The 26161-nt window shown below is 70.4% G+C and carries 19 protein-coding genes; 11 read left to right on the forward strand and 8 right to left on the reverse strand.

The window, feature by feature from the left end:
* The first annotated feature begins 14 nt into the window (after positions 1-14).
* From ACIBF7_RS02175 to ACIBF7_RS02185, 3 genes are all read left to right on the forward strand, one after another.
* The gene (locus ACIBF7_RS02175) at positions 15-1736 is read left to right on the forward strand and encodes an HAD hydrolase family protein (protein WP_397196167.1); all 1722 of its coding nucleotides are present in this window, start codon (positions 15-17) and stop codon (positions 1734-1736) included.
* A gap of 84 nt (positions 1737-1820) precedes the next feature.
* On the forward strand, positions 1821-2255 hold the full coding sequence (locus tag ACIBF7_RS02180) for an STAS domain-containing protein (protein ID WP_397196168.1): 435 nt from the start codon (positions 1821-1823) through the stop codon (positions 2253-2255).
* Positions 2256-2258: 3 nt separating this feature from the next.
* Positions 2259-3212: a sporulation protein gene (locus ACIBF7_RS02185; RefSeq protein ID WP_219542794.1), complete on the forward strand. Its 954-nt coding sequence runs from the start codon at positions 2259-2261 to the stop codon at positions 3210-3212.
* Positions 3213-3229: 17 nt separating this feature from the next.
* Here the strand turns inward: ACIBF7_RS02185 and ACIBF7_RS02190 are convergent, their stop codons facing one another.
* A complete protein-coding gene (locus tag ACIBF7_RS02190) occupies positions 3230-4393 on the reverse strand; it encodes a glycosyltransferase family 4 protein (RefSeq protein WP_397196169.1) in 1164 nt (387 codons plus the stop codon).
* Entirely contained in the window at positions 4390-5295 is a 906-nt protein-coding gene (locus ACIBF7_RS02195; protein WP_148035551.1) for a sulfotransferase, read from the reverse strand. The genes ACIBF7_RS02190 and ACIBF7_RS02195 overlap by 4 nt, the downstream gene beginning before the upstream one ends.
* A gap of 182 nt (positions 5296-5477) precedes the next feature.
* Here ACIBF7_RS02195 and ACIBF7_RS02200 point away from each other — a divergent pair, with 182 nt between their 5' ends.
* The 5 genes from ACIBF7_RS02200 to ACIBF7_RS02220 all read left to right on the forward strand — a co-directional run bounded on the left by ACIBF7_RS02200 (position 5478) and on the right by ACIBF7_RS02220 (position 12161).
* Complete coding sequence (locus ACIBF7_RS02200) at positions 5478-6836, forward strand: TrkH family potassium uptake protein (RefSeq protein ID WP_397196170.1); 1359 nt, start codon at positions 5478-5480, stop codon at positions 6834-6836.
* Positions 6829-7488 carry a TrkA family potassium uptake protein gene (locus ACIBF7_RS02205; RefSeq protein ID WP_187281515.1) on the forward strand — a complete coding sequence of 220 codons (660 nt, stop codon included), beginning with the start codon at positions 6829-6831 and terminating at the stop codon, positions 7486-7488. The genes ACIBF7_RS02200 and ACIBF7_RS02205 overlap by 8 nt, the downstream gene beginning before the upstream one ends.
* Before the next feature lie 100 nt (positions 7489-7588).
* A complete protein-coding gene (locus tag ACIBF7_RS02210; protein WP_271278484.1) occupies positions 7589-9739 on the forward strand; it encodes a transglycosylase domain-containing protein in 2151 nt (716 codons plus the stop codon).
* Positions 9740-9931: 192 nt separating this feature from the next.
* Positions 9932-10903 (forward strand): LacI family DNA-binding transcriptional regulator, encoded by a 972-nt coding sequence (locus tag ACIBF7_RS02215; RefSeq protein WP_148035553.1) that lies wholly within the window; start codon positions 9932-9934, stop codon positions 10901-10903.
* Positions 10890-12161, forward strand: a complete 1272-nt coding sequence (locus ACIBF7_RS02220) for a serine/threonine-protein kinase (protein WP_148035554.1) — start codon at positions 10890-10892, stop codon at positions 12159-12161. Before ACIBF7_RS02215 ends, ACIBF7_RS02220 begins: the two co-directional genes overlap by 14 nt.
* Here ACIBF7_RS02220 and ACIBF7_RS02225 read toward each other — a convergent pair whose 3' ends face one another.
* Positions 12162-13241: a cellulose binding domain-containing protein gene (locus ACIBF7_RS02225; protein WP_397196171.1), complete on the reverse strand. Its 1080-nt coding sequence runs from the start codon at positions 13239-13241 to the stop codon at positions 12162-12164.
* Between the two features lie 225 nt (positions 13242-13466).
* Between ACIBF7_RS02225 and ACIBF7_RS02230 the strand changes: the two genes are divergently transcribed.
* Together ACIBF7_RS02230 and ACIBF7_RS02235 are read left to right on the forward strand one after the other, a co-directional pair.
* Positions 13467-14537, forward strand: coding sequence for a lytic polysaccharide monooxygenase (locus ACIBF7_RS02230; RefSeq protein WP_219542788.1), 1071 nt, complete (start codon positions 13467-13469; stop codon positions 14535-14537).
* A 22-nt stretch (positions 14538-14559) separates the two neighbouring features.
* Entirely contained in the window at positions 14560-15096 is a 537-nt protein-coding gene (locus ACIBF7_RS02235; protein ID WP_148035557.1) for a hypothetical protein, read from the forward strand.
* Positions 15097-15288: 192 nt separating this feature from the next.
* Here ACIBF7_RS02235 and ACIBF7_RS02240 read toward each other — a convergent pair whose 3' ends face one another.
* Genes ACIBF7_RS02240 through ACIBF7_RS02250 form a run of 3 tightly spaced genes read right to left on the reverse strand, consistent with a single transcriptional unit; the run spans position 15289 to position 22321 of the window.
* A complete protein-coding gene (locus ACIBF7_RS02240) occupies positions 15289-16872 on the reverse strand; it encodes a cellulase family glycosylhydrolase (RefSeq protein ID WP_397196172.1) in 1584 nt (527 codons plus the stop codon).
* Positions 16869-19394, reverse strand: coding sequence for a glycoside hydrolase family 9 protein (locus ACIBF7_RS02245; protein WP_397196173.1), 2526 nt, complete (start codon positions 19392-19394; stop codon positions 16869-16871). The genes ACIBF7_RS02240 and ACIBF7_RS02245 overlap by 4 nt, the downstream gene beginning before the upstream one ends.
* Positions 19391-22321: a glycoside hydrolase family 48 protein gene (locus tag ACIBF7_RS02250; RefSeq protein WP_397196703.1), complete on the reverse strand. Its 2931-nt coding sequence runs from the start codon at positions 22319-22321 to the stop codon at positions 19391-19393. Before ACIBF7_RS02250 ends, ACIBF7_RS02245 begins: the two co-directional genes overlap by 4 nt.
* 296 nt (positions 22322-22617) lie before the next feature.
* Between ACIBF7_RS02250 and ACIBF7_RS02255 the strand changes: the two genes are divergently transcribed.
* Positions 22618-24969, forward strand: a complete 2352-nt coding sequence (locus tag ACIBF7_RS02255; protein WP_271275992.1) for a glycoside hydrolase family 6 protein — start codon at positions 22618-22620, stop codon at positions 24967-24969.
* 79 nt (positions 24970-25048) lie between these two features.
* Here the strand turns inward: ACIBF7_RS02255 and ACIBF7_RS02260 are convergent, their stop codons facing one another.
* Together ACIBF7_RS02260 and ACIBF7_RS02265 are read right to left on the reverse strand one after the other, a co-directional pair.
* Positions 25049-25453, reverse strand: a complete 405-nt coding sequence (locus tag ACIBF7_RS02260) for a DUF1992 domain-containing protein (protein ID WP_271275991.1) — start codon at positions 25451-25453, stop codon at positions 25049-25051.
* Between the two features lie 104 nt (positions 25454-25557).
* Positions 25558-26031 carry an ATP-binding protein gene (locus ACIBF7_RS02265; protein WP_219542786.1) on the reverse strand — a complete coding sequence of 158 codons (474 nt, stop codon included), beginning with the start codon at positions 26029-26031 and terminating at the stop codon, positions 25558-25560.
* Between the last annotated feature and the right edge of the window lie 130 nt (positions 26032-26161).

The raw sequence follows: 26161 nt of genomic DNA on the forward strand, positions 1-26161 counted from the left end.
GGTACGTGCCGCCCATGAGGTATCACGTGCTCGCCTGCGACTATGACGACACCCTCGCCCGGCACGGTGAGGTGGCCGAGCACACGATCAAGACGTTGGAACGGGTCTCCCGCTCGGGCAGGAAACTGCTGCTGGTCACCGGGCGGGAGCTCGACGACCTGCTGACCGTCTTCCCGCACGCCGACCTGTTCGACCTGGTCGTGGCCGAGAACGGGGCGCTGCTCTACGACCCGGGGCAGCGCTCCGGCGAACCGCTCGCGGACCCTCCGCCGCCGGAGTTCGCCGAGCGGCTGCGCGGGGAGGGCGTCACCCCGCTCGGCGTGGGATCGGTGATCGTGGCCACCCGCGAGCCGTACGACGTCCAGGTGCAGGACGCGATCCGGGAGCTGGGCCTGGAGCTGCAGGTGATCAGGAACAAGGGCGCGGTCATGGTGCTGCCGCCCGGCGTGAACAAGGCCAGCGGCCTGGCCGCCGCGCTGGATCGGCTGGGCCTGTCGGGCCACAACGTGGTGGCCGTCGGGGACGCGGAGAACGACCACGCCTTCCTGACCGCCGCCGAGTGCGGCGCCGCCGTCGCGAACGCCGTCCCGGCCCTGCTGCGCCAGTGCGACCTGCCGCTGGGCCGGGAGGACGGCGACGGCGTGGCCGAGCTGGCTGACCTGTTGCTGTCGGGCGAGCTGGACGAGATGGAGATCCCGCGGCACCACGTCCTGCTCGGCGAGGGGGCCGGCGGCGAGGTGCGGCTGCGCCCGTACGGGACCGGCCTGGTGGTGGCGGGACCGTCGGGCAGCGGCAAGTCCACGGTCACCACGGCGCTGCTGGAGCGGCTCGTCGAGGCCCGCTACCAGTGCGTGGTCATCGACCCGGAGGGCGACTACGCGGAGTTCGCCGGCGCGGCCGTGCTGGGCGAGCCGGACCGGCCGCCGGGCCCGGAGGAGGTGCTGCGGCTGCTGGAGTCGCCGGACCAGAGCGCGGTGGTGAACATGATCGGGATGCCGCTGCGCGACCGGCCCGCGTTCTTCGCGGAGCTGATGCCCCGCCTGGTCGCGCTGCGGGCCAGGCTCGGCCACCCGCACTGCGTCGTCGTGGACGAGGCGCACCACCTGATGCCGGCCGAGGTGCAGGAGGTGCCGGTCAAGGACGTACGGGACCTCGGCTCGCTGATGATGATCACCGTGCATCCGGAGGCTCTCAGCCCCGCCGCGCTGGACCTCGTGGACGGGGTGATCGCGGTCGGGCCCGAGCCCGGGGAGACGCTGGGCGCGTTCGCGGGCGCGCTCGGCCGGGACACCCCCGCGCTGGAGGGCGAGGCGGCCGAGGGTGCGGCGCTCTGGCGCGTCTCCGCCGACACCGCCCAGCTCGTCCATCCGACGCCGGCCCGCGCGCACCGCACCCGCCACCGCCGCAAGTACGCCGCCGGCACCATGTCCAAGGGCAAGAGCTTCTACTTCACCGGCCCCGAGGACCGGCTCAACCTGCGGGCCCGCAACCTGCACACCTTCGTGGAGCTGGCCGAGGGCGTGGACGACGAGACCTGGGCCTTCCATCTGAGGCGGGGCGACTACTCGACCTGGATCGGCGAGAAGCTGGGCGACGCCGAGCTGGCCGGCGAGGTCGGGCGGGTGGAGCGGGAGGAGCCGGACGACAGCCTGCGCCGGGTGGCCGAGCTGATCGAGCGGCGCTACACGCTGCCCGCCGAGCCGACCAAGTACGACCCGGACCACGACGACACCTGACCCGCGGCCTACTCCGGAGGATAGAGTTGGCGAACCCCCGGGCCCGTCGCGTTGCAGACCGCGCTCAGCGGGAAGCCGTATGACGTGGCCGACAGGTTGAGGATCGAGACGACCCACCACCTGGGGTGCACGGTCCTGCGGGCCGGCGGAGTGCTCGACCACGCGGGAGGCGCCCGGTTCAGCGCGCACGTCCAGGCGGTGTGGGGCTGGTCGCCGGGGCCGGTGCTCGTGTTCGACCTGAGCGAGCTGCGCTTCTACGACTCCTCGGCCATCGGCGTGCTGGGCACGGCGTTGCAGCGGATCGAGGCCACGGGCAGCGGGCGGGTGATCCTCATCCGGCCCACCGAACACCTGCTGAGCGTGCTGCGGCAGACCGATCTGCTGGCGCGCGTGGAGGTACGCGACAGCGTCGCGGAGATCGTGGCCGAGCTGATGTCGGGTGATGCCGATTTCCGGGAACCGGAGGAAACCGAAGATCGTTTCCGATACGGTCGCCTGCCGTACGGAAACGGAGAGTGAGCAGTGGTATTCAAAAGGATGCTGGGCGCGTTCGGCGTCGGAGCACCGTCGGTCGACACGGTCCTCAGCACGCCCCGGGTGCGCCCCGGGGGCGCCCTCGCGGGTGAGGTCCGCCTCAAGGGCGGTGAGTTCGACGCCGGCATCGAGCACGTGACGCTGGCCCTGGTCGCCCGCGCGGAGGCCGAGGCCGGCGACGACGAGCACACGGGGCTGGCCGTGCTGCACGAGATCCGGGTCTCCGGCCCCTTCACCCTGGCCAAGGGCGAGGACCGGACGATCCCGTTCGAGGCCGAGATGCCGTGGGAGACGCCGCTCAGCGAGGTGCAGGGGCAGCCGCTGACCGGGATGGCGCTCGGCGTGCGCACCGAGCTGGCCATCGCCAAGGCGGTCGACAAGGGCGACCTCGACCCGATCGCGGTCGAGCCGCTGCCGTCGCAGCAGCGGGTCATGGAGGCATTCCTGCAGCTCGGCTTCGCGTTCAAGTCGGCCGACCTGGAGATGGGGCAGATCTACGGCGTCCGGCAGGAGCTGCCGTGCTACCAGGAGATCGAGTTCTACGGCCCGCCCGGGCAGATCTCCGAGGCGGAGCTGACGTTCGTCGCCGACCCCGTCGGCATGGACATCGTCATCGAGGCCGACAGGCGCTCGGGCCACTACGGGTCGGACGCCATCGGCCGGTTCCGGGTGAGCCACGACGAGGCGCTGCGGATGGACTGGGCGGCCGAGCTCGGCAACTGGCTGGGCGGGCTCTCGCAGCACCAGGGCTTCGGCCACGGAGAGGGCCACTACCACGGCCACCATGACCACCATGACCACCACCACGGCGGTGGCGGCGGCATGGGCGGCGCGATCGCGGCCGGGGCCGTCGGCGTGGCCGCGGGCGTGGCCGGCGGGATGATCGCCGCTGAGCTGATCGAGGAGGCCTTCGAGGGCGACGAGGAGGAAGGCGAAGACTGACCCCCGCCGCCCGGCGGTCAGCGGGAGCCGACCCGGTCGCCCCTCGTCAGCTCGGCGAACAGGTTCTCCCACATCGGCATCACCACGTCGGGTGCGTAGCCGCGGGCGGTCGCGGCCGCGGCGGCGCCCATCTCCAGGCGCCGCCTGCGGTCTCCGACGACCTCCTTGAGCGCGGCGGCGAGCCCGTCGACGTCGCGCGGCGGCACCAGCCGCCCGTCGACCCCGTCGGTGAGCACGTCGCGCGGGCCGGTCGGGCAGTCGAAGGCGACGATGGCCAGGGCGTGCGTCATCGCCTCGATCATGACCATCGGCAGGCCCTCGAAGCGGGAGCTGAGGGCGTAGACCGAGGCCGCCGCCAGCTCGTCGTCGAGCCGGTCGGTGCGGCCCATCAGCGCGATGTTGTCGCCCACGCCCAGCTCGTCGATCTGCGCCCGGAGCCGGGCCTCGCGCGGGCCGTTGCCGAAGATGCGCAGCCTCCAGTCGGGATGGTCGGCCACCACCTCGGCGAACGCCTTGACGAGCAGGTCGAACCCCTTCTGCGGCACCAGCCGGCCGGCGGCCACCACGACGGGGTTCTGCTGGGTGGACCGCACCTGGTCGACCTTGTGGACCGCGTTGGGGATCTGCACGATCTTGGTGTCGGGCAGGATCTCCTGGTATTCGAGCTGGTTCGTCCTCGTGAGCACCGCCACGGCGTCGAAGCTGCCGTAGTGGCGGGCGATCTCGTGGCGGATCGTGTCGGGGTAGGCGGTCAGGTTCATATGCTCCTGAGCCACCCTCACGACGCTCTTGGGGGCGCGCCTGGCGGCGATCAGGTTGAGCGCCGGGCGGGTGGTGACCAGGATCCCGTCCGGCAGCGAGGAGACGTAGTCCATGGCCGCCTTCTCCACGCGCTCGGTGAAGTATTCGGCCGCGAACTCGCCGCGGGGCACGATCTTGCCGCGGAACCTGCGCCACGCCTTGCGCGCGAGCGAGTCGGTCTGCCTGCCCTGGCGCTGGTCGACCAGGGCGCTGACCCGGACGTCCTGGTGGATGGCGAACTGGGGCTTGGTCCGGCGGCGGACCACGCTGACGATCTCGACGTCGTGACCGGCCTTCGCCATGGCGTTGGCCTGGTTCACGACGGTGCGGATGGTGCCGCCCATGCCGTAGGCGTGCAGCATCAGGTAGCGGATCTTCACTCCAGATACCCCCAGGTCCGGCACATCGGCTTCAGCGAGTCCAGGACCGAGTCGGGGTCCGGGAGCTCGCGGCCGGGCTGCACGGTGCCCGAGCGGATCTTGTCCCGCCAGTCGCCGAGACCCTTCTGGATGACCGCCTGCTCCCCGTACGAGAGCATCCCCGGCTCCCACGCCAGGCCGAGGAACTCGCAGATCTCGCGGGTCACCCGCTCCGGCTCGGCGCTGAGGTCCTCGTAGCGGACGGTCAGGCCGGACAGCCCGGACTTCGCCCTCTCGACCGCCTTCATGTAGCGCAGGGCGTCGACCGCGGCCTCCTCCCGGTCGCGCTTGTCGGGGCTGGCCTCGTACCAGGAGGTGGCGATCGAGGCCGGGTGGCGCAGGAGGAAGATGTAGCGCGCGTCAGGCCAGCAGGTCGAGATCCGCTCGTAGGCGAACGCGTTCGCCGGGGTCTTGTCCACGATGAACCGCTTGCCGCTGCGTACCAGCTCGCGGTGGAGCACGCGGTCCCAGAGCAGGTGCTCCAGGTCGGCCTGGTTGTGGCCGAGCGCTTCCATTGCCTTCGCAGCCAGGGACGTGCCGAACTCCACTCTGAGGCGCCGCACATGGAGCTCGTGCGGGGCGTGCAGGTCCGAATGGGCGTTCATGATCGAACGCAGCAGGGTGGAACCGGACCGCACCGGGGAGATAATGAAGATCGGCGCGGTCAGCAACCGGTCGGCCTTCGGGTCGGTCGGCGGCCTGATCTCGGCCTCGGTCTGCTTGGCCTTGGCGGTGGCCTTCGCGGAGGCCGCCCTGGCCGGAGCCGACGACGGCGCCGTCGAAATCCCCTGGTTCCCTACTCGATTGACCTGGAATCCGGTGAACCTGACCAGCGCTTTGTTGATTCTACGCTGCCAGCTCATGGCGACGCAGACTACCCACACTTCCTGGCAGTTCCCTGGCAATCTGGTGACATTGCCGGTTAGGACTTGCGTGAGGGTCAGGTCGTCCGGAATGTTTTGGTGTTTCGGACCAGCTATCCTCATCCGCTGTACGCTGGCGCGGGTCCGCCGGGAAAGCCTCTTCGGGGAAGCCTGACATTCACATGAGACGTGTTCGGGCCGCCTCTGCCCTCTTCGGCGGCTACCAGCACCCCACCCAGATGATCGCGGTGGGTTTCGGCCTCGCCATATTCGCGGGCTCCCTGCTGCTGTCCCTGCCCGCCGCCACCGCCCCGGGCCAGACCACCACCTGGATGACCGCGGTGTGGACCGCGACCGCCGCCGTCTCGCTGACCGGGCTGATCATCGTCGACACCCCCACGCACTGGTCGATGTTCGGCGAGGTGGTCATCATCGGCCTGGTGCAGATCGGCGGGCTCGGCATCATGACGCTGGCCACGGTCTTCACCGTGCTGGTGTCCGGCAGGCTGGGCCTGCGCGCCCGGCTGTTCGCGCAGGCCGAGACCAAGACGGCGACCATGGCCGACATGCGCAAGGTCGTGCGCAAGGTCGTGGTGTTCAGCCTGGTGTGCGAGGCCGTCGCCGCCGCCGTGTTCACCGCCCGGTTCATGATCGGGTACGGGGAGGGCTTCGGCAGCGCCCTCTACCTCGGCGTCTTCCACGGCATCTCGTCCTTCAACAACTCCGGCTTCACGCTCTGGTCCGACAACATCATGGGGTTCGTCGGCGACCCGTGGATCTGCCTGACGATCGCGGCCGCGGTCATCGTGGGCGGGCTCGGCTTCCCGGTGGTGTTCGAGCTGCTGCGCTCCTGGCGGCACCCCGGCAGGTGGAGCGTGCTGACCATGATCACCGTCTACGCCACCCTCTTCCTGCTGGTCCTGGGCACGCTGGTCTACCTGGCCACCGAGTGGCGCAACCCCGGCACCCTCGGCGGGCTGGACGACTCCGGCAAGCTGCTGGCCGCGTTCTTCCTGTCGGCCATGGTGCGCACGGCCGGGTTCAACAGCATCGACACCGGCGAGCTGCACCCGTCGAGCTGGCTGCTCACCGACGTGATGATGTTCATCGGCGGCGGCAGCGCCGGCACCGCCGGCGGCATCAAGGTGACCACGCTCGGCCTGCTGGCCTTCGTCATCTGGGCCGAGCTGCGCGGCGAGCCCAGGGTGAACGTCCGTCACCGCCAGGTGCCGGACACCGCGCAGCGCCAGGCCGTGGTGGTGACCGCGATGAGCGCGGCCCTGGTGGCCTTCTGCACCTACGTGCTGCTCGTGCTCACCCCGCACGGGCTGGACCAGGTGCTGTTCGAGGTGATCGCGGCGTTCAGCACGGCGGGCCTGACGACAGGGATCACGAATGAGATCCCGCCCGCCGGGCACGTGCTGCTCATCGTGCTCATGTTCGTGGGCAGGATCGGCCCGCTCACGATCGGCTCCGCCCTGGCGCTCAAGGAACGCGCCCGGCGTTACGAACTACCCGAGGAGCGGATGATCGTTGGCTGACCAACGCAATGACCCCGTGGTGGTGATCGGCCTCGGCCGGTTCGGCTCCGCGCTGGCGCTCGAACTCACCAGACGCGGGACCGAGGTGCTGGCCATCGACAACCGGCCCAGGATCGTGCAGGGGCTCACCGGGCACATCACGCACCTGGCCACCGCCGACGCCACCGACCTGGAGGCGCTGCAGCAGCTCGGCGTGGCCGACTTCTACCGGGCCGTGGTCGCCATCGGCGACCTGGAGGCCAGCATCCTGAGCGCGTCCCTCCTGGTCGAGCTGGAAATCGACGACATCTGGGCCAAGGCCGTCAGCCAGCAGCACCGCCGCATACTCAGCCGGGTCGGCGTGCACCACGTCGTGCTGCCCGAGCACGACATGGGCGAGCGGGTGGCCCACCTGGTCAGCGGACGGATGCTCGACTACATGGAGGTGGACGAGAACTTCGCGCTGATCAAGACCCGGCCGCCCAAGGAGTACGTCGGCGTCGCACTGGGCGAATCGAACCTTCGGCGCAAGTACGGCGTCACAATAGTGGCGGTCAAAAAGGAAGGCGAGGAGTTCACGTACGCGACCTCTGACACCGAGCTGTCGTACGGCGACATCATCCTCGTCTCCGGCCGCAGCGATCAGATCGAGCGCTTCTCCGAGCTGACCTGAGCCGGCCGCCTGCCTGTGAGTTGGTAAACGGACGGATTTCTGGCCATTACCGTGGCTATAGGGTTTTGGCAAGGGCTGGTAGATCGGGGAGGTTCTCTGAATGGACTGGGGATCGGGCATCGTGCGGCTCGTGGGGGCGGCGGCCGCCGCCGGCGTGCTGACCGCCGCCATCGCCCTCCCGGCCGTCGGCGGCGCCGGCGCGATGTTCGTCAACACGGCCGAAGAGCTCAACCTGAAGGCGATGACCCTGAAGGAGCCGCCGCTGGCCGAGAAGACCACGCTCCTGGACGCCAAGGGCGACGAGATCGGCCAGTTCTACGAGGAGTACCGCGAGGTCGTCAAGCTCGACGAGATCTCCGAGGTCATGAAGACGGCCATCATCGCCATCGAGGACTTCCGCTTCTACGAGCACGGCGCCATCGACATCGAGGGCACGCTGCGCGCCCTGGCCAAGAACCTGACCTCCGGCGGCATCGCCCAGGGCGGCTCCAGCATCACCCAGCAGTACGTCAAGCAGGTGCTGCTCAACTCGGCCGTCACCGACGAGGAGAAGGCCAAGGCGCTGGAGGCCAGCTACGCGCGCAAGCTCAACGAGCTGCGCTACGCGATGGGGGTCGAGGAGAAGTACACCAAGGACGAGATCCTGGAGAAGTACCTCAACATCGCCTACTTCGGCGCGAGCGCGAACGGCGTGGAGGCCGCGGCCAAGCGGTTCTTCGGCGTCTCGGCCAAGGACCTCGACCTGGTCCAGGCCGCCACCCTCGCCGGAGCCGTGCAGGACCCCAACCGCACCGACCCCAACCTCGGCAGGCAGCAGCGCACCCGCCTGCTGGAGCGGCGCAACGTCGTGCTCAACCGGATGCACGAGCTCGGCAAGATCACCGACGAGGAGCTGGAGAAGGCCAAGGCCAAGAAGCTCGGCTACAAGGGCACCCCGCTGCCCGGCGGCTGCGGCGCGAGCCCGTACCCGTACTACTGCATGTACGTGCGCGCCGAGATCCTCAACAACCCGGTCTTCGGCAAGACCAAGAAGGAGCGCACCCAGCTGCTCAACCGGGGCGGCCTGACGATCAAGACCACGCTCGACCCCAAGATGCAGCGGGCCGCCGAGCGGGCGATCAAGAAGTGGGTGCACGCCTCCGACAACCCGGTCGCCTCCGAGGCCCTGGTCGAGCCCGGCACCGGCGAGATCAAGGCGATGGCCGCGAGCCGCACCTACGGCCGTTCCAAGAAGCGCAACGAGATGTCGTACAACGTCGTGGCCGACGCGGCACACGGCGGCGGCGTCGGCTTCCAGGCCGGCTCGACCTTCAAGACCTTCACCCTGCTCGCCGGCCTCAAGGAGGGCATGAAGGTCAACGACGGGTTCTCGGTGGGCGCCGGCTACCGCGCCTCCGGCTACTCGACGTTCAAGAACTGCAAGGGCGAGAACATCGGCGACCCGTCCCACACCGTCACCAACGACGAGGGGTCGGGCGGCTTCAAGACGCTGCAGACGGGCACTTGGCAGTCGGTCAACACCTTCTTCATGAAGCTGGAGGAGGAGGTCGGGCTCTGCGACACGATCAAGACCGCCAAGTCGCTGGGCATCAAGCGCTCCGACGGCCTGCCGCTGCAGGAATACTCCACGTTCACGCTCGGCATCAACGAGATGGACCCGGTGACGGTCGCCAACGCCTACGCGGCGATCGGGGCGCGCGGCAAGTACTGCGAGCCGATGGTCGTCACCGAGATCACCGACCGCGACGGCAAGGTCAAGAAGTACGAGCCGAAGTGCAAGCAGGTGATGGACCCCGAGGTCGCGGACGCCGCGGCGAACATCCTCGAAGGGGTGTTCACCAAGGGCACGATGCGCGGCGTCGGCGGCATCGGCCGCCCGGCGGCGGGCAAGACGGGCACCACCGACGCCCAGGCGACGGCCTGGTTCGCCGGGTTCACCCCGGACCTGGCGGGCGCGGTCAGCATCGGCGACCCGCGCGGCTCGCAGAAGTACAAGCTGAACAACGTCACGATCGGCGGCCGCTACTACGGCTCGGTCTTCGGCGCCAGCATCCCGGGCCCCATCTGGCGTGACACCATGCTGGCCGCGCTGAAGGGCACGAAGGCGACGGACTTCCACCCGCTCGACACGGCCAGGTTCGGCGGCTGCGGGTCGAGCTGCGCGCCGGTCCAGCGCGACCGTGAGGAGCCGAACGAGCTGCGGGACATCGACTCCGACAACGACGTCTCCATCGGCACCGGCCAGGACTGACGACACGCGGAGGGGACGCCCCGGTGTCCCCTCCGCGAAATGTCTCCGAAATCTCTGCGCTCACTTTGACCCCATTCACCTGCGCTTTTCTTTACTGGGTACTAACAGTGCAGTACAGAGGGCCTGTTAACCGCGGCGAAACATTGATAACGTGGGAGCGCTCCCAGGGATCTTCGGCGCGAGGTGTCGATCATGTCCGAGCAGCCCACACTGGCCCAGGTGGCGGCGGCCGCCGGGGTCTCCCCCGCCACCGCCTCCCGCGTGCTCACCGGCTCGGTCCGGGTCAGCACGTCGACCCGTCGCCAGGTCTACGAAGCCGTCTCCCGGATGGGATACGTGCGGCAGCGGGCGCCCAGAGGATCGGTCTCCAGAAACCCGGTGACGGGAATCACCGCGGTCATCTGCGACCATCTGCCGCGATTATTCTCCGAACCGTACTATGCCCGGCTGTTGTCCGCCAGCGGGGCCGTCGTCGCCGAGAACGGCACCCATCTGACCATCACCACGGTCAACCCGACCTCGTCCGTCCTGCCCACGCTGTCCGGCGCGGTGCTGCTCGTCGGCGCCAGGGAGCGGCACCCCCTCGCCATCAAGCTCTGCACCTCCGGCATCACCGTGCGCAACATCGGCCGGCCGCCGCATGACCTGAAACTGCCGTTCGCCGACGTCGACAACTACGACGGCGGGCGCCAGGCCGCCGAGCACTTCCTGCTCACCGGCCGCAAGTCGGTGGCCGCCATCGGCGGCCCGCCCTCGCTGCCCGCCGCCAGGGACCGGCTCGACGGCCTGGTCAAGACGTTGCGGGAGGCGGGCGTGGCCGAGGTGCCCGTCGCGTACGGGGACTTCACCGCCGCCTCGGGCACCCACGCCATGCAGTGGCTGCTGCGCCACGCACCCGGCCTGGACGCGGTCTTCGCCGCCTCCGACCTGATGGCCGCCGGGGCGATGCAGGCGCTGCGCAGGGCCGGCCGCAGGGTGCCGGCCGACGTGGCGGTGATCGGGTTCGACGACGCCCCGGTCGCCCGGCACACCAACCCCGCGCTCACGACCGTACGCCAGCCTGTCGAGGAGGTGGCCACCATCGCGACCAGGTTGCTACTGTCCGGAACGACAGGGATCGATCCGATTCTCCCGACAGAACTGGTCATCCGTGACTCGGCATGAACCCGGCGACATCCTGGCCCGCAGGTACCTGCTCCTGGACCCGCTGGCCCGGGGCGGCATGTCCGTCATCTGGCGCGCCTTCGACCAGTCGCTGCACCGCATGGTGGCGGTCAAGGTGCAGTGCTCGTCCCTGCAGACGGGCCTCGGCGACCGGGTGAGAGCGCGGAGCGAGGCACGGGCCGCGGCCCGGTTCATCCATCCGGACGCCATCGAGATCTACGACTACGGCGAGGCCGTGACCACCAGCGGGGAGGTCGCGGCCTTCGTCGTGATGCCGCTGCTCGACGGGGTGCCGCTGGCCGAGCGCCTGGAGAGGGGGCCGCTGCCGTGGGCGGAGGCGGCGGCCGTCGCCATGCGGACCGCCCGCGTGCTGGCCGCCGGGCACGCCCGCGGGCTCGTGCACCGGGACGTCACGGCCGAGAACGTGCTGCTCACCGGCGACGGGCTGAAGCTGCTCGACTTCGGCATCGCCGCCTGGGCGGGCGACCCCGACGACGAGCGGGGCACGCCGCCGTACGTGGCGCCCGAGCGGCTGGCGGGGGCGCCGACCCATCCGGCCGTGGACGTGTACGCGCTGGGCGTGCTGCTGTTCACCATGATCGAGGGGCGTACCCCGTACCCGGAGACCACGTGGGAGCAGCTGGAGACGGCGCGCCGCCCGTACCCGCCGCCGCGCCCGCCGGGCGCGCCGCACGCGATCGCGCTGCTCTGCCAGCGGTGCCTCGACCCTGAGCCGGCCCGCCGCCCGGAGGCGGCGGAGGTCGCGGCGGCGCTGACGGCCGCGCTCAGCCTGCCCAAGCGGCTGCGGCGCGGCCTGGCCGTGGCGGGAGCGGGGGTGCTCGCGCTGTCGCTGGTGGCGCTGATGGAGCTGCCCCGGGACGCGATGCCCCCCGGGGTGACGGCGTCGCCGCCGGCCTCGCCCGTGGCGTCGCTGCCGTCCACGTCGATGCCGTCCGCTTCGATGCCGTCGATGGAGCGCTCCCCGGCCGAGGGGCGGACGGTCCGGCAGGCGGTCGACGGCTTCCACGCCACGCTGGAGGGCTCCGACGTGTGCGGCGCGCTCGGCGGTGACGTGGCGCTGGATCTCAAGCAGGTGCTGCGGGGGGCGCTGGTGTCCCCGGGGCAGGAGGACTCGCTCCTGGCCGGCCTGCGCCGGAAGCTGGCCGACCGGGAGCGCGAGGGCCGGCTCGCCCCCGCCTGCCGCACCCAGCTGGAGATCAGCCTCAACGAGATCACCGCCGCCCGCCGCTCACCCTGATCAGGCGCACGTGTAGCCGGACGGCAGGGCGGAGCTCCCGCTGGGCTTGGCGGCCTGGAAGCCGAAGGTGGTGCTCGCGCCCGGGGCGAGGTTGCCGTTGTAGGGGAAGTTCGTGACGGTCACCGTCTGGCCGCTGGTGGAGAACTGGGCGCCCCAGGAGCCGGTGATGGCGTGGCCGGCCGGCAGGGTGAAGGTGACCCGCCAGCCGGAGATCGGCGAGGAGCCGCGGTTCACGACCGTGACGGGCTGGACGACGTACCCGGTGGCCCACTGGCCCTGGGTGGTGGCGGTGGCCTGGCAGGAGCCGCCCGGCTGCGGGTCCTGGCCGCCCGAGGTGGTCACGGCGAAGGAGTTGACGGCCAGCCCCGCGCCGCCCACCCAGGGCTCGAACCCGGCCTGCACGCTGGTCAGATACCAGGAGCGCTGGCCGTAGCCGCGGGCGACGACGTCGGAGAAGAACGTGTCGACGGCGAAGTCGATCGAGCTGGTCGGCGAGGTGCGGACGTAGGAGATGACGTTCCATCCGACGTTGCCGAACCACACGTCCCAGGTGCCGCCTGCCAGGTTGGCGGTGCCGACGCGGGAGCCGATCGGCTGGATGGAGCCCCGGTGGTTCAGCCAGATCATCAGCTCGGCGCCGGTGTTCTGCCCGTCGGTCCGCGGGGTGGGGTCGAACCACAGGTCGTAGGCGGCGTTCCAGGTGCCGCTGCCCGGATAGCTCATGCTGACGCTGGAGCGCAGGTTGCGGAACCCGCTCGCGTCCGCCCGCACGGGCAGGCCGCTGCCGGTGGTGCAGGCGGCGTAGTGGCACCCGGCGTAGATGGACGGGTAGGCGGCGGGCGCGCCGTTGGTGGCGTTGTTGTGCGCCGCCTGGGTGACGGTGAAGCCGCCGTTCTGGTTGACGTCGATGCACTGGGCCGTGCTCGCGCCCCACACGTTGTTCTGCACGATGTAGCGGCCGTTCTGGATTTGAGCCGAGCCGTACTTCTCGCAGATGACCGGCGCGGCGTGCGCGGGGACGGCGAACGCGAACGCGGCCAGCAGGACCGCGAGGGCCAGGGGGATGTGCACGCGTCTCATGGCCGTCAGGATCACGAGCCCGCGGCGGCCAGGGCAACCCCGACCCGGTGCGCGCGGGCGGCGGCAGGGTGTTCCACCAGGGGAAAGCGGCGGCGGTACGGGCTGAAAGTTTCACTCGATGTTGTCGAACGAAGTCCGGACATGTTGTAATGCGACCACGCGAAAGCTGCCGGGCGGGCGGGTCGTGGTGGGTTCCTCTGTCATGCGAGCAAAGGAATCTTCTTCATGAGAGTCATGCGTTCGGCGGCACTGGCGGCCGCTGCGGCGTTAGTCATGATCGTCACCGCCTTCGTCATCCCCCAGTCGGCCCAGGCCCACGGCGTCACCATGTTCCCCGGCAGCCGCACCTTCCTGTGCTGGCAGGACGGCCTGCGGGACAACGGCGCGATCGACCCGTACAACCCCGCCTGTGACGCGGCCGTCGCCCAGAGCGGCACCACCCCGCTCTACAACTGGTTCGCCGTGCTGCGCTCCGACGGCGCGGGCCGGACCAGCGGGTTCATCCCCGACGGCCAGATCTGCAGCGGCGGCACCGGCGGGCCGTACGACTTCAGCGCCTACAACGCGGTGCGCAACGACTGGCCGAAGACCCACCTGACGTCAGGCGCCAACATCCAGATCCGGCACAGCAACTGGGCGGCCCACCCGGGCTCGTTCGACCTGTACATCACCAAGAACGGGTGGAACGCGAACGGTCCGCTGCGCTGGGCCGACCTGGAGAAGTTCGGCACCGTGAGCAACCCGCCGCAGTCGGGCGGCGTGGGCGGGCTCAACTACTACTACTGGAACTCCACGCTCCCCGCCGGCAAGAGCGGCGACCACATCCTGTTCATCCACTGGAAGCGCTCCGACAGCAACGAGAACTTCTACAGCTGCTCGGACGTCGTCTTCGACGGCGGCAACGGCGAGGTCACCGGTGTCGGCCCGGGCGGCAGCTCTCCCGGCCCGGGCCCCGGCCCGTCGGACACGCCGACCCCGGACCCCGACGCGGACTGCCAGGCCACCTTGCGCGCCACCGACACCGGCTGGGCCGGCCACTTCCAGGGCGAGGTGACCGTCCGCAACACCGGCACCACCCCGCTCAACGGCTGGACGGTGTCCTGGACGTACTCCGGTGGCCAGGGCTTCGCCGGAGCGCCGTGGAACGCCACGCTGACCGGGCAACCGCCCAACGTGGTGGCCAAGAACGTGTCGTACAACGGGCAACTGGCGCCGAACGCCTCGACCACGTTCGGCTTCAACGCCACGGGCAGCGTGCCCAGCCCCGTCCCGACGCTGACCTGCACGAGCCCGTAGAGGCAGGCTGATGCTGGAGGACGTGCGAACACCCCCGGCCCGGCGGCGCGGCTTCCTTGCCGTCGCCGCCGTGGTCGTGGCCGCCATCGCGGGTACGTCGCTCTTCGCGGTCCTGCGGCAGGGCGACCTGCCGCAGGACCTGTCCGAGGAGCTCACCGCCCGCGTGACGGTGCTGCTGGAGAGCGCCTCGCAGGAGGAGCACCTCCACCACGGGCACCACTTCGAAGAGGACGCCGGGAAGATCATCTGCGCTGTCGAGCCGTTCGGCGTGTCCCCCGAGGACGCGCGGAGCGTGACCGAGGTGGAGTGGGTGTACGCCCGGCACATGTGCGCGATCACCGGCCCCGGCACGGACTGGAAGACGTCCGTACGGGCCGCCGGGCCGCTCGCGGTGCACTTCGGCCACCACGCGGAGGTACAGGTGCCCATGGCGGGCACCGGTTACCCGCAGCGGGTCAGGGAGCTGATCCCGGAGCGCCTGCACGAGGAGGCGTTCGCCGACTTCGGCGACGACGAGGCGCTGGAAGCCGCGCGGGCGAGGTTCGAGCAGGCCAAGTAGGAACGAGCACTGCGAGAAGGAGCGGGCGGGCACCGCGGGAGGCGGTGGCCCGCACGCGAACGCGGCCGGCGGGGAGTGGGGAGGACTCTCTTCTGGGCCGGCCGCGTTCGCGCCATCCGGGCGGGATGGTTCGCAGGGGCGGTTCACTTCATCGGGGTGGGGCCTCACCTCCTCGGGCGGGGAACGGGGTGGTCAGGTGGCGCAGGTGTAGCCGGACGGCACGCTCGTCTGGCCGCCGGGCCGACCGGCCTGGAAGCCGAAGCTGGTGCTGCCGCCGGGGCCGAGGTTGCCGTTGTAGCCGGCGTTCCTGGCGGTCACGGTCTGGCCGCTGACGGACACCGTGGCGTTCCAGGAGCCGGTGATCTGGTGGCCTGCGGGCAGCGTGAACGTCACCGTCCACCCCGTCACGGCCGAGGTGCCGGTGTTGGTGACGCCGGCCTGGACGACGTACCCGTCGCCCCACTGGCTCTGCACGGTGGGAGCCACCGAGCAGCCGCCGCCCGAGCTGCCGGGCTGGGTGGTGAACGAGGCGTTCGGGGACGAGCCGGACTGGTTGCCCGCCGCGTCCCTGGCCCGCACGTACACCTGGTAGGCGGTGGACGGGGTGAGGCCGGAGAGCGTGATCGCGTTGGTGGCCGTCTGGCCGAGGAGCGTGCCGCCCGAGCGGTAGACGTCGTAGCCGGTGACGCCCACGTTGTCGGTGGAGGCGGTCCAGGTCAGGCGGGCGCCGGTGGCGGTCACGTTCGACGCCGACGGGGTGCCGGGGGTGGACGGCGGGGTGGTGTCGACCGGGCCGCCGCCGCCGTAGATCGCGGCCTCGCGGGAGGTCGCCCTGATGCCGTTGGTCCCGTTGAAGAGCCGCTGGCCCCAGGAGGTGAGCTGGGTGACGTCGAAGTTGGTGACCTGGTCGAGGTACTCGACGCCGCCGCCGTTGCCGCTCCACGACCAGCCGAAGTAGCCGAGGCCGCGGCTCACGGCCTGGGCCATGATCGTGTCCTCGTCGGGGTTGCCGTCGGAGTGGTTGTGCCCGAACTCGCCCACGACCAGCGGCAGCCCGGCGGTCCTGAACGCGTCCATGTAGGCGGTGATCTCCGCGGCCGTGTCGAAGACCCCGTACATGTGGATCGAGAAGATCACGTTGCGGTCGGGGTCGCTGTCGAAGACGGTCCTGGCGTTGTCGCGCATGCCGAACTGCCAGTCCTGGCCCCAGTTGGGGGCGTCGACCATGAGCGCGTGGTCGAAGCCGTTGGTCCGCAGCTTCTGGATCGCGGCCGAGGTGGCGGCGGCCCAGCCCGGGGTGACGGCGTTGTTGCCGATGGGCTCGTTGCCGATGTTGACGACGACGTAGTCCTCCTGGCCCACCAGGGCGGACTTGACGCTGATCCAGTAGTCGGCGGCCTGGTCGAGGGTGTAGGCGCCGCTCTGCTCGCCGTACCCGGTGGTGTCGTGGTTCTCCAGGACGCAGATCAGCTTGTTCTGCTTGCACAGGGAGACGACGTTGGCCACGTCGGCGGTGTTGTTGGGGGTCCACCGGCCGCCGCTGAGCACCACGCGCACGGCGTTGGCGCCGAGCGACTTGATGTCGCGGAAGGACTGGGTCTGGCTGGTGTACCAGGTGTGGGCGTGGCTGGTGCCGCGGAAGATCAGGTTCTGTCCGCCGCTTTCGACGATGTTCGCGCCGCTGACGTGGATGCCGACGGCGGCGTGCGCCGGTTGGCTGATCAGGGCGACCGGGAGGAGGATGAGCGCCGCCAGGGCGGCGAGGCGTGATCTCATGTGCTGCCCTCAGTGGTGCAGGTGATGGGGTCGGGTACGACACCGCCGCCGTTGGCCAGGAAGCCGAACGTGGTGGTGCCTCCGGGGGCCAGGGAGCCGTTCCAGGTCTCGTTCCGCACGGTGACGGTCGAGCCCGACGCGGTGTGCCTGCCGCCCCAGATCTGGGTGATGGCGCCGGAGCCGGTCCAGGAGACGGCCCAGCCGGTGATCCGCGAGGTGCCGGCGTTCTTCACCGTGACCTCGCCCTGGTAGCCGCCGCTCCACGAGTTGACGACCTTGAACGCGGCGGTGCAGCCGCCGGTCGGGGCCGGTTCGTCGGTGGTGGTGAACGTGACGCTGCCGGACGGCGGAGAGGTGTTGCCGGCCGCGTCCCTGGCGACGACGTACGCGGTGTAGCCGGTGCCGGGCGTGAGCCCGGTCAGGTCGAAGGTCGTGCCCGTCGCGGTTCCCGCCTTCTCCCCTTCCAGGTAGACGTCATAACCGCTGACGCCCACGTTGTCGGTGGCGGCGCTCCACGTCAGCCTGGCGGTGGAGCCGGTGATCGCGGAAGCCGCCGGGGTGCCCGGCCTGCCGGGCGGGGTGTCGTCCTCCTCCTCGGGTCCTGGCGGCTGGCCCCAGATCTTGGTGCCGCCGCTGTAGAGGGTGATGTTGTCGACCCGTACCGGCGTCGCGCCCGGCGTGGTGGTCACGCCGCGGTAGGACCAGTCGTTGGCCGGGTCCCACGTGCCGGAGCTGGCGATGCGGAACTGGATCTCCCTGCGGTGCTGCGACTGTCCCGCCGGGGCGATGCGCTGGCCGGAGCAGTCGACGGACACGTAGTACGTGCTGCCGCCGGCCGCGTGCAGCGTCGGGGCCGCGCACTGGGTGTACGCGGACGACACGGTGATCTGCGAGGCCGTGGTCGCGCCGTCGAGGGTGAAGTAGTAGCGGAACGACCCGTCGTCCAGGACCCGGGCGGGCCAGGCCGACCGGTTGCGGATGATGGCCTTGATCTCGGTGAAGTTCGCGCCGGTGGCGTTGACCCCGGCCTCCACGAAGATCTCCGGCCCGTCGGGCGTCTCCTCGGTGGGGAAGCCCGCCGCCGGCGGCCCGCCGTACTCGCGGTAGAGCCGGGCGAGCGCGCTGGTGAAGCCCGCGTTGTAGTCGGTGGCGACCTCGTTCATCACGTAGTCGTCACGCTTGTCGGTGTAGGCGTCGTTGGGGTCGGGCGGCCCGCCGACGAGCGCTCCGTACAGGGTGTGGCGGGTCTCCACCGGGGAGGAGAGCTGGTCCGTCCACGAGCCGTGCGCGGTGCGGTGGTGCGGGTTCTTGGGCGGGTTGTTCCCGAACCCGATCACGTAGGACGAGTTGCGGGGGTTGTCGCCGAGCGCGTAGCCGATCTGCCGTACCGCGAAGTCGTGGTAGCGGGCCTTACGGGTGGCGTCGGTGATCGAGTCGCTGTGCACGAGCGCCGCGAAGGCGGTGTTGGCCGCGTACCGCAGCGACCCCCACCGGTCCAGCACGGCCTGGCCGCCGGGCGAGTACGCCACCCGGGAGCCGTTCACCCCGACCGTCCACCAGTCGAGCCAGCGGTTGGCGTCGTCGAGGTACTTCTGCTTGCCGGTCAGCTTGTGCAGCAGCACGTAGGTGCCGTAGGACTTGTCGTCCCAGGCGATGGTCCACTTGTACGACTTGATGGAGGTCTGGGGCTCGGTGCCCAGGCTGTCGTAGAGCGACTCGGCCTTGGTCAGGAAGGTCGAGTCCTGCGTTGCCCTGTACAGCCAGATCGCGCCCCAGACCAGCTCATCGGTGTATCCGCTCCAGGAGTTGTAGTAGCTCTGGGCGTCTGTGATGCAGTCGCTGTACTCCTTTCTCACGGTGTCGGCGAAGGTGTAGAGCTGCCTGGCGTGGGTGACCAGCGTGTCGGCGTAGCCGGGGTCGGTCGGCCGGAAGACGATCGACGCGGCGGCCATCGCCGCCGCCGTCTCGCCCGCCAGGTCCGACCCGCCGCACGACGCGTCGATCTTGTACGAGGGACGCGCCATGGACATCGCCTCGGCCGGGCCCCACCAGGCATGGTCGGTGCCGCCGTTGCCGACCTGGCCGTACAGGACGTTCGGCGACGGGTGGGCCTTGATGAAGTAGTCGTTGACCCACCGCAGGTTGTTCAGCAGGTGGGTGAGCTGGCCGGAGTCCTGGTAGGCGTCGCGGTACTCGACCGCGCCCCAGGCCAGCATGGTGGCGGAGAACGCCATCGGGAAGCCGAACTTGACGTGGTCGCCGGCGTCGTACCAGCCGCCGGTCAGGTCGCGTCCGACGTCGGCGCCGTCGTCCGTCGCGGAGTCGCCCCGCCATCCGACCCGGTTCCAGTCGGGCAGCTCGCCCGACTGCTGGGCCTCGTAGAACCAGAGCGACTTCTGCAGGGCCTCGCCGTACGCGAACGCCGGGGCCGCCGAAGCTTGGGCGCCCGGTACGGCGAGGAGCGGGAGGGCGAGGGCCGCCGCCGCGACGGCGGCGGCCCTCCGGAGGGTGCGGCTGATCATGGGAAGAGCCGCCCGTATTCGGCCAGGGCCACGGCCACGTCGACCTGCGCCCAGAACCTGTGGTAGTTGAACGTGGGCACCGGCCCGGTGCCGTCCAGGTACGCCTGGACCTCGGGCCAGTCGGGGTCGTCCTCGTAGAAGGACCTGATCGACAGGAACGTGGAGTTGGAGTTGATCGGGTCGCCGTTCGGCATGGTGCCGGTCCAGCCCGGCGGCACGTAGACCGGGTCGTCGACGCGCTGGTAGTCGGCCTTGGTCTCCTCGACCGAGACGCCCTTGTCGTCGCGGTTCTCCCACACGGCGTCGAGCAGCGCCTTGGCCGTGTCACGGGCCTCGGCGTGGTTCGCCCTGGCCGCGTAGTACATGAGCACCTTGGCGTAGGAGCCGGCGACGCCCACGTCCTGGGTGTGGTTGACGACCTCGACGTGCAGGTTCGGGTTGGCCGGCGGCATGCCGGTGGTGGCGTTGAAGTTGCCCTCGGGCGCGCCGGTCCAGCGCAGCGTGGACGGGATCTGGTAGTCGCCGCCGCTGCCGACCGTGGTGTTGTCGAGCGCCCAGGTGACCCACTTGTCGAGCAGCCGCTTGGCGTCGGCGTTGCCGGTCACGTTGTACAGCTCGGCCACCCGCTCCATGGTCCAGGCCTGGAAGCCGAACCACTGGTTGGACGGCGGGTCGTGGTAGACGGGCTGCCAGTCGTAGGTCATGCCGTGGAACTTGGGCAGGTTGCTCGGCGGGGTGCCGTAGTCGCCTTCCCAGCTGTTGGTCGCGCCGCCCGCGATGCCGCCTTCGGCCGACTGCAGCCAGGTGTAGAACTGCAGTTGCCTGGTGAGGCTGGTGCTCCAGTCGTTGGCGCCGGTGGAGCTGCGCGGCCGCAGCTCGGCCACGTTCGACAGGGCCCAGGCCGCGAACGGGTTCTGGTAGCCGGCGTGGTTGTGGCTGGAGCCGATCCGCCAGGCCCAGCCCGCGTTGGCGTCGGTCGCGCCGCCCCAGGCGTAGTACCAGGACATCAGGTAGGAGGCGGCGTTCTTGCCGGTGCCCGCCGGGCAGGACGGGCTGGTGCACCCGGGCTGCTTGAAGTACTTGTCGTACATCGAGTAGCGCAGGTAGTCGCCCATCTTGGCGGCCTTGGCCACGGTGGCGGAGATCTGCGACTCCTTGCCCTGCGCCTTGGCCCAGGTCAGCGCCCAGTACGCCACCTGCACGGCGCGGGCGTCGGCGTCGGGGGCGTTGGTGTACTTCCACTGCTTGGCGTAGGAGGAGTCCTTGATGAACAGGTCGAGGAACCCGTTGGGCCCGCCGTGCTCGAACGTGTCGCACGACGGCTGCGGGATGGTCTCGAACACGGACTCCTCGGCCCCGCGCTGGTAGGTGTTGATGTAGGCGGGCTTGGTGGTGCCGTCGCCGCAGCGGCCGAAGCCGTAGGTGTTGTCGACGTCGAGCAGCCAGTGCATGCCGTAGATGTCACGGGTGCCGTACGCGCTCTGCAGCTCGCCCGCGATCGGGTCGCTGCCCACGCTCACGCCCTGCTCGATCTGCGACGGGTAGTTGCTGACGCTGGTGTGCTCGGCCGCGTACGTGGCCGGCTTGGACGGGTCGTAGAACGAGTTCGTCGGCTGGTCGGCGGTGGCCGGGATGATGTATCTCTCCATGGAGGCCCAGGCGTCGTTGAACTTCGTCCAGTCACCGGTGACCTGCCCGTAGACCGCCTCCAGCCACAGGTAGTAGCTGTAGGCCTCGGACGTGGTCTCGTGCCCGTGGTCGGGCGCCTCGACCATGAACGTCTCCACCGAGTGGTACGGCACGCCCTCGGGCGAGAAGTAGCCGTTGGCGGGGTCGTGCAGGTCGTTGTACATCTCGGTGAAGCGCTGGATGTACTCGTTGTCGCCGCCGGTCCCGTCGTCGTCCACCTCGGTGGCGGTGACCTCGACCGGGGCGTAGCCGCTGGCGCTGACCCGGAACACGGCCGAGCCGCTGACGTCGTCCGCGTCGTCGGCGGCGTTGAGCGTCACGGTCTGCGCGGTGTTCCAGTTCGACGTGCTGAACGTGCGGGTCGCGCCGGTGCCGACGGTCAGGTCGGTGTCGCCGCTCACCCGCGCGGTGGTCACGGACACGTTGCCGGAGGGCTGTGCCGAGAGCCGGACGGAGAAGGAGGCGTCGCCCGACTCGGGCACGGCCAGGCTGAGCGGGCTGACGAGGAGCGCCGGTGTGTTGGTCGACGTGACGGTGATCCCGACCGGGGACGACACGGTGGTGTCACCGTCGTCGTCGGTCGCCCTGGCGGTGATCGAGTAGTTCCCGGCCGCCACGTTCTGCCAGTTGTAGGTGTAGGGCGCGCTGGTGTCGGTGCCCAGCAGCGTGCTGCCCTGGTAGAAGTCGACCTTGGCGACGGTGCCGTCGGCGTCCGCGGCGGTCGCGGCGATCGGCACGGTGGCCGGGGCGGTGAAGCTCTGCCCGGCGTTCGGCGAGGTCAGCGAGACCGTGGGCGGGTCGTTGACGGGCCCGGTGTCGCCGCAGGTGGTGCCGTTGATCGCGAACGAGGTCGGTGCCGGGTTGCTGCCCGACCAGGTGCCGTTGAAGCCGATGGAGGTGCTGGCGCCGGTGGCCAGGTTGCCGTTCCACGGCATGTTCTGCGCCGTGACCCGCGTGCCGGACTGGCTCCAGGTGGCGCTCCAGCCCTGCTGGTAGCGCTGGGTGGTGGTCGGGAAGTCGAAGGTCAGCGTCCAGTTGCTGAGCGGGTCGCCGCGGTTCTCGATGGTGATGGCCGCGGTGAAGCCGCCGCTGGAGCCGCTGCTCCAGTCGTTGGAGGTGTAGGACACCTGGCAGGCGACGGCCGCGCTGGCGGGCGCCTGGGCGAGTACGGTGGTGGTGCCCGCCACGAGGACCAGGACCGCGGGTGCGGCGAGCCTCCTGGCCAGGCGTGCGAGCATCGAACGGGGTCTACGGATCACGGTTGCTCCATGGGAGTAGGGGGTGGGAGCGCTCCCATGGGGATTGTGCGTTGCGCCGTGGAGGCGATGTCAACGAAATGCCCTCCGCGTGACGCCGGTATTTCCTCTCACCTGGTGGCGTGGCATGAAAGTTTCACGCCGGTTAAGGGGCGTTCGGCGAGCGTGCGACGGCGTGACGGGGCTCGCGGAGTGTCGTCGGCTGTACACCCTGGCGGACCGGTTGCACCATTGGGAGCGCTCCCAGTCAGCCTCTGTCCCCCTGGAGTTGATGACTCGTGAAGATCCCACGCGGCCTGCGCAGATGGGCCGTGACCGCGACCGCGACCCTCGTCGCGGCCTTCGGCCTGGTCGCCGGGCAGACCACGGCGGCGCACGCCGCGGTCGCCTGCGACGTCGTGTACACCCCCAACACGTGGACCTCCAGTCCGGGTCAGGGCGGCTTCACCGCCGGCATCACGCTGAAGAACCTCGGCGACCCGCTCAGCAACTGGACGCTGACCTTCGACTTCCCGACCACCACCCAGCGCTACACCCCCGACGGCTGGGGCGCCTCCTGGAGCCAGTCCGGCACCACCATGACCGGCCGGAACATGCCGTGGAACGGCAGCCTGGCCACCGGCGCCAGCATCTCGGTGGGCTTCAACGGCACCTGGTCGGGCACCAACCCGAACCCGACGTCGTTCGCCGTGAACGGCACCACCTGTGGCGGGCCCGGCGGCGTGACCCCCTCGGTCATCACCTCCGCCAGCTCGGTCGCGGTCGCCGAGGGCGGCACCGCCACCTTCACCGCCCGCCTTTCGTCCGCCCCCTCCTCCAACGTGACCGTGAGCACCACCAGGACCAGCGGTGACACCGACCTGACCGTCTCCTCCGGCGCCTCGCTCACCTTCACCCCGAGCAACTGGAACACCCCGCAGACCGTTACGCTCGCCGCCGCGCAGGACGCCGACACCGTCTCCGGCACCGCCGTCTTCACCGTGGGCGGCACCGGCGTCACCTCGGCGAGCGTCAACGCGAGCGAGGTGGACGACGACGCCACGCAGGAGCAGTCGCTGATCGTCACGCCCACGTCCGTGACCGTGCCGGAAGGCGGCACCGCCACGTTCACCGTCCGGCTGGCCGCCAGGCCCACCGCGAACGTGACCGTCACCACGACCGCCGGCAGCGGCGACACGAGCCTGACCGTCTCCGCCGGCGCCACGCGCACCTTCACGCCGGACAACTGGAACACCCCGCAGACCGTGACCCTGGCCGCGGCGCAGGACTCCGACACCACGGCGGGCACCCGCACCTTCACCGTGGCCTCCACCGGCCTGACCTCCCGCACCGTCACCGCCACCGAGGCGGACGACGACGGCGGCACCAACCCGACGCACGTCGAGAACCCGTACGCGGGAGCGACCGGCTACGTCAACCCCGACTGGTCGGCCAAGGCCGCGGCCGAGCCCGGCGGCGCGGCGGTGGCCAACATCTCCACCGCCGTCTGGATGGACCGGACCGCCGCCATCGCCGGCTCCGCCACCGCGATGAGCCTGCGCGAGCACCTGGACGAGGCGGTCAGGCAGGACGCCGCCAACGGCGCCTCACCGCTGACCATCCAGGTCGTCATCTACAACCTGCCGAACCGCGACTGCTCGGCGCTGGCCTCCAACGGCGAGCTGCGCATCTCCGAGAACGGCTTCAACCGCTACAAGACCGAGTACATCGACCCGATCGCCGACATCCTGGACGACTCGCAGTACGCCAACCTGCGCATCGTCACGATCATCGAGCCCGACTCGCTGCCGAACCTGATCACCAACACCGACCAGTTCGCCGACTGCCGCGAGGCGGACGGCCCCGGCGGCTACCGTGACGGCGTCCGCTACGCGCTCGACAAGCTGCACGCGATCACCAACGTCTACACCTACGTCGACGCCGCCCACCACGCCTGGCTCGGCTGGGACTCGAACTTCCAGCCCGCGGTCGACCTCTTCTACCAGACCGTGGCCGGCACCGCCGCGGGCGTGGACAGCGTGGACGGCTTCATCGTCAACACCGCCAACTACTCCGGCCTGAGGGAGCCGCACTACACGATCAACACCACGGTCAACGGCACCTCGGTCCGCCAGTCCACCTGGGTGGACTGGAACTGGTACATCGACGAGGCGAGCTTCGCCACCGCCCTGCGCAACGCCCTGATCGCCAAGGGCTTCCGTCAGGGGCTGGGCATGCTGGTCGACACCTCGCGCAACGGCTGGGGCGGCACCGCCCGCCCGGGCGCGGCGAGCACCTCGACCAACGTGAACACGTTCGTGAACGAGTCCAGGATCGACCGCCGCATCCACGCCGGCAACTGGTGCAACCAGAGCGGCGCGGGTCTCGGCGAGCGGCCGCAGGCCGCCCCGGCGGCGGGCTTCGACGCCTACGTCTGGATCAAGCCTCCGGGCGAGTCGGACGGCGCGAGCAGGGAGATCCAGAACGACGAGGGCAAGCGCTTCGACCGGATGTGCGACCCCACCTACACGGGCAACGAGCTCAACGGCAACAACCTGACCGGCGCCCTGGCTGACGCGCCGATCTCCGGCCAGTGGTTCTCCGCCCAGTTCAGAGAGCTCGTCAGGAACGCGTACCCGCCGCTGTCCTGACACACGGCACAGGGCCCAGGCCGCCGGAGCAGCCCCGGCCTGGGCCCTGTATCAAAAGCCACATATCAAAAGCACATGATCACTTCGAACGCCTCTCGCGCCACCGCGCGACGAGGCGTTCGACGTCGTACGGCACGAGGTTGAGCGGAGGCCCCGACAGGCCGGTCCTGATCGCCTCGCGGATCCTGGCGTTGATCTCCCCGACGATCCGCCGCAGCTCGGCCTCGGTGCGCGCCCCCTCGGCCAGGCGCAGCGCCTCCTCGGCGTCCTTGCGCAGCTGGAGCGTCGGCGGCAGCGGCATGGACAGGCCCTCGGCGCGCACCTTCTGCTTGATCCACCACATCTCGTCGTACGGCCGGTCGAGGCCGGGGATGGGCTTGCCGGCGCCCGGCAAATCGTCGAACTCCCCGCGCTCCATGGCCTCACGGATCTGCCGGTCGACCCAGTTCTCGAAGGGCACCCCCGGCGGTTTGCGCTCGCTCACGCGCTGCTCCCCAGATCTCAGGCTCTCCTGCGAGCCTATGCGAGGACCCCGCCCGCCGAAGGCGCGGGCTGTGTCACGGCAGGCGGGGCCTCGGTCCGGGGGACTCAGGCGACGAAGGTGCCTGGATGGCGGCCCAGCCCGGTGACCGCCACCCGGACGCGTCTCATGGGTGACAGCCGCCTCCCGCGGTTCTCCGGCAGGCGCATGGTGATCTCCACCCGGGTCCCCTGGGGACCGGTGCTGAACATGACGCCGTCGCTCAACCGGCGGATCAGGTAGAGCCCCCGGCCGTCGAAGGCCGAGTCGCCCGGCAGGCTGTGACCGTTCAGGCGGCCGCGGGGGATCCCCGATCCCCTGTCGACCGTCTCCGCCCGCAGGAGCCCGTCCACCGTCCACAGCGTGACGTGGCCGCTCCCGCCCGCGTGCGCCACGGCGTTGATGACGCTCTCGTGCACGGCCAGGACGAAGTCGTCGAGGCGCGGGCTCACCAGCCCGCAGCCCGTCGCGTGCCGCGCGACGGCATGGCGCAGCTCGGCCACCTCCTCGACGGTGAAGGGCTGGGCCAGAAGAGTGCGCATGGCAGGCTCCTCGCGATTGCCTGGTGTCGCCGACGCGCGGGACTCGAAGGCAGGCGTCATACGTGCGGTGCTCGTACGCGTTCGATCGGGTGGCGATGGTGAGCCCGGGGCGGGCGCGCGGGAGCCGCCG

This window comes from Nonomuraea sp. NPDC050478 (genome assembly GCF_044458265.1).
Taxonomy (GTDB): domain Bacteria; phylum Actinomycetota; class Actinomycetes; order Streptosporangiales; family Streptosporangiaceae; genus Nonomuraea; species Nonomuraea ferruginea.

Excerpts from the sequence above, each read along its gene's own strand:
- ACIBF7_RS02195 (WP_148035551.1), bottom strand. The coding sequence starts at position 5,295 with ATGAGCTGGCAGCGTAGAATCAACAAAGCGCTGGTCAGGTTCACCGGA.
- ACIBF7_RS02240 (WP_397196172.1), bottom strand. The coding sequence starts at position 16,872 with ATGAGATCACGCCTCGCCGCCCTGGCGGCGCTCATCCTCCTCCCGGTC.
- ACIBF7_RS02265 (WP_219542786.1), bottom strand. The coding sequence starts at position 26,031 with ATGCGCACTCTTCTGGCCCAGCCCTTCACCGTCGAGGAGGTGGCCGAG.
- ACIBF7_RS02200 (WP_397196170.1), top strand. The coding sequence starts at position 5,478 with ATGAGACGTGTTCGGGCCGCCTCTGCCCTCTTCGGCGGCTACCAGCAC.
- ACIBF7_RS02245 (WP_397196173.1), bottom strand. The coding sequence starts at position 19,394 with ATGATCAGCCGCACCCTCCGGAGGGCCGCCGCCGTCGCGGCGGCGGCC.
- ACIBF7_RS02215 (WP_148035553.1), top strand. The coding sequence starts at position 9,932 with ATGTCCGAGCAGCCCACACTGGCCCAGGTGGCGGCGGCCGCCGGGGTC.
- ACIBF7_RS02225 (WP_397196171.1), bottom strand. The coding sequence starts at position 13,241 with ATGAGACGCGTGCACATCCCCCTGGCCCTCGCGGTCCTGCTGGCCGCG.
- ACIBF7_RS02250 (WP_397196703.1), bottom strand. The coding sequence starts at position 22,321 with ATGCTCGCACGCCTGGCCAGGAGGCTCGCCGCACCCGCGGTCCTGGTC.
- ACIBF7_RS02210 (WP_271278484.1), top strand. The coding sequence starts at position 7,589 with ATGGACTGGGGATCGGGCATCGTGCGGCTCGTGGGGGCGGCGGCCGCC.
- ACIBF7_RS02175 (WP_397196167.1), top strand. The coding sequence starts at position 15 with ATGAGGTATCACGTGCTCGCCTGCGACTATGACGACACCCTCGCCCGG.
- ACIBF7_RS02230 (WP_219542788.1), top strand. The coding sequence starts at position 13,467 with ATGAGAGTCATGCGTTCGGCGGCACTGGCGGCCGCTGCGGCGTTAGTC.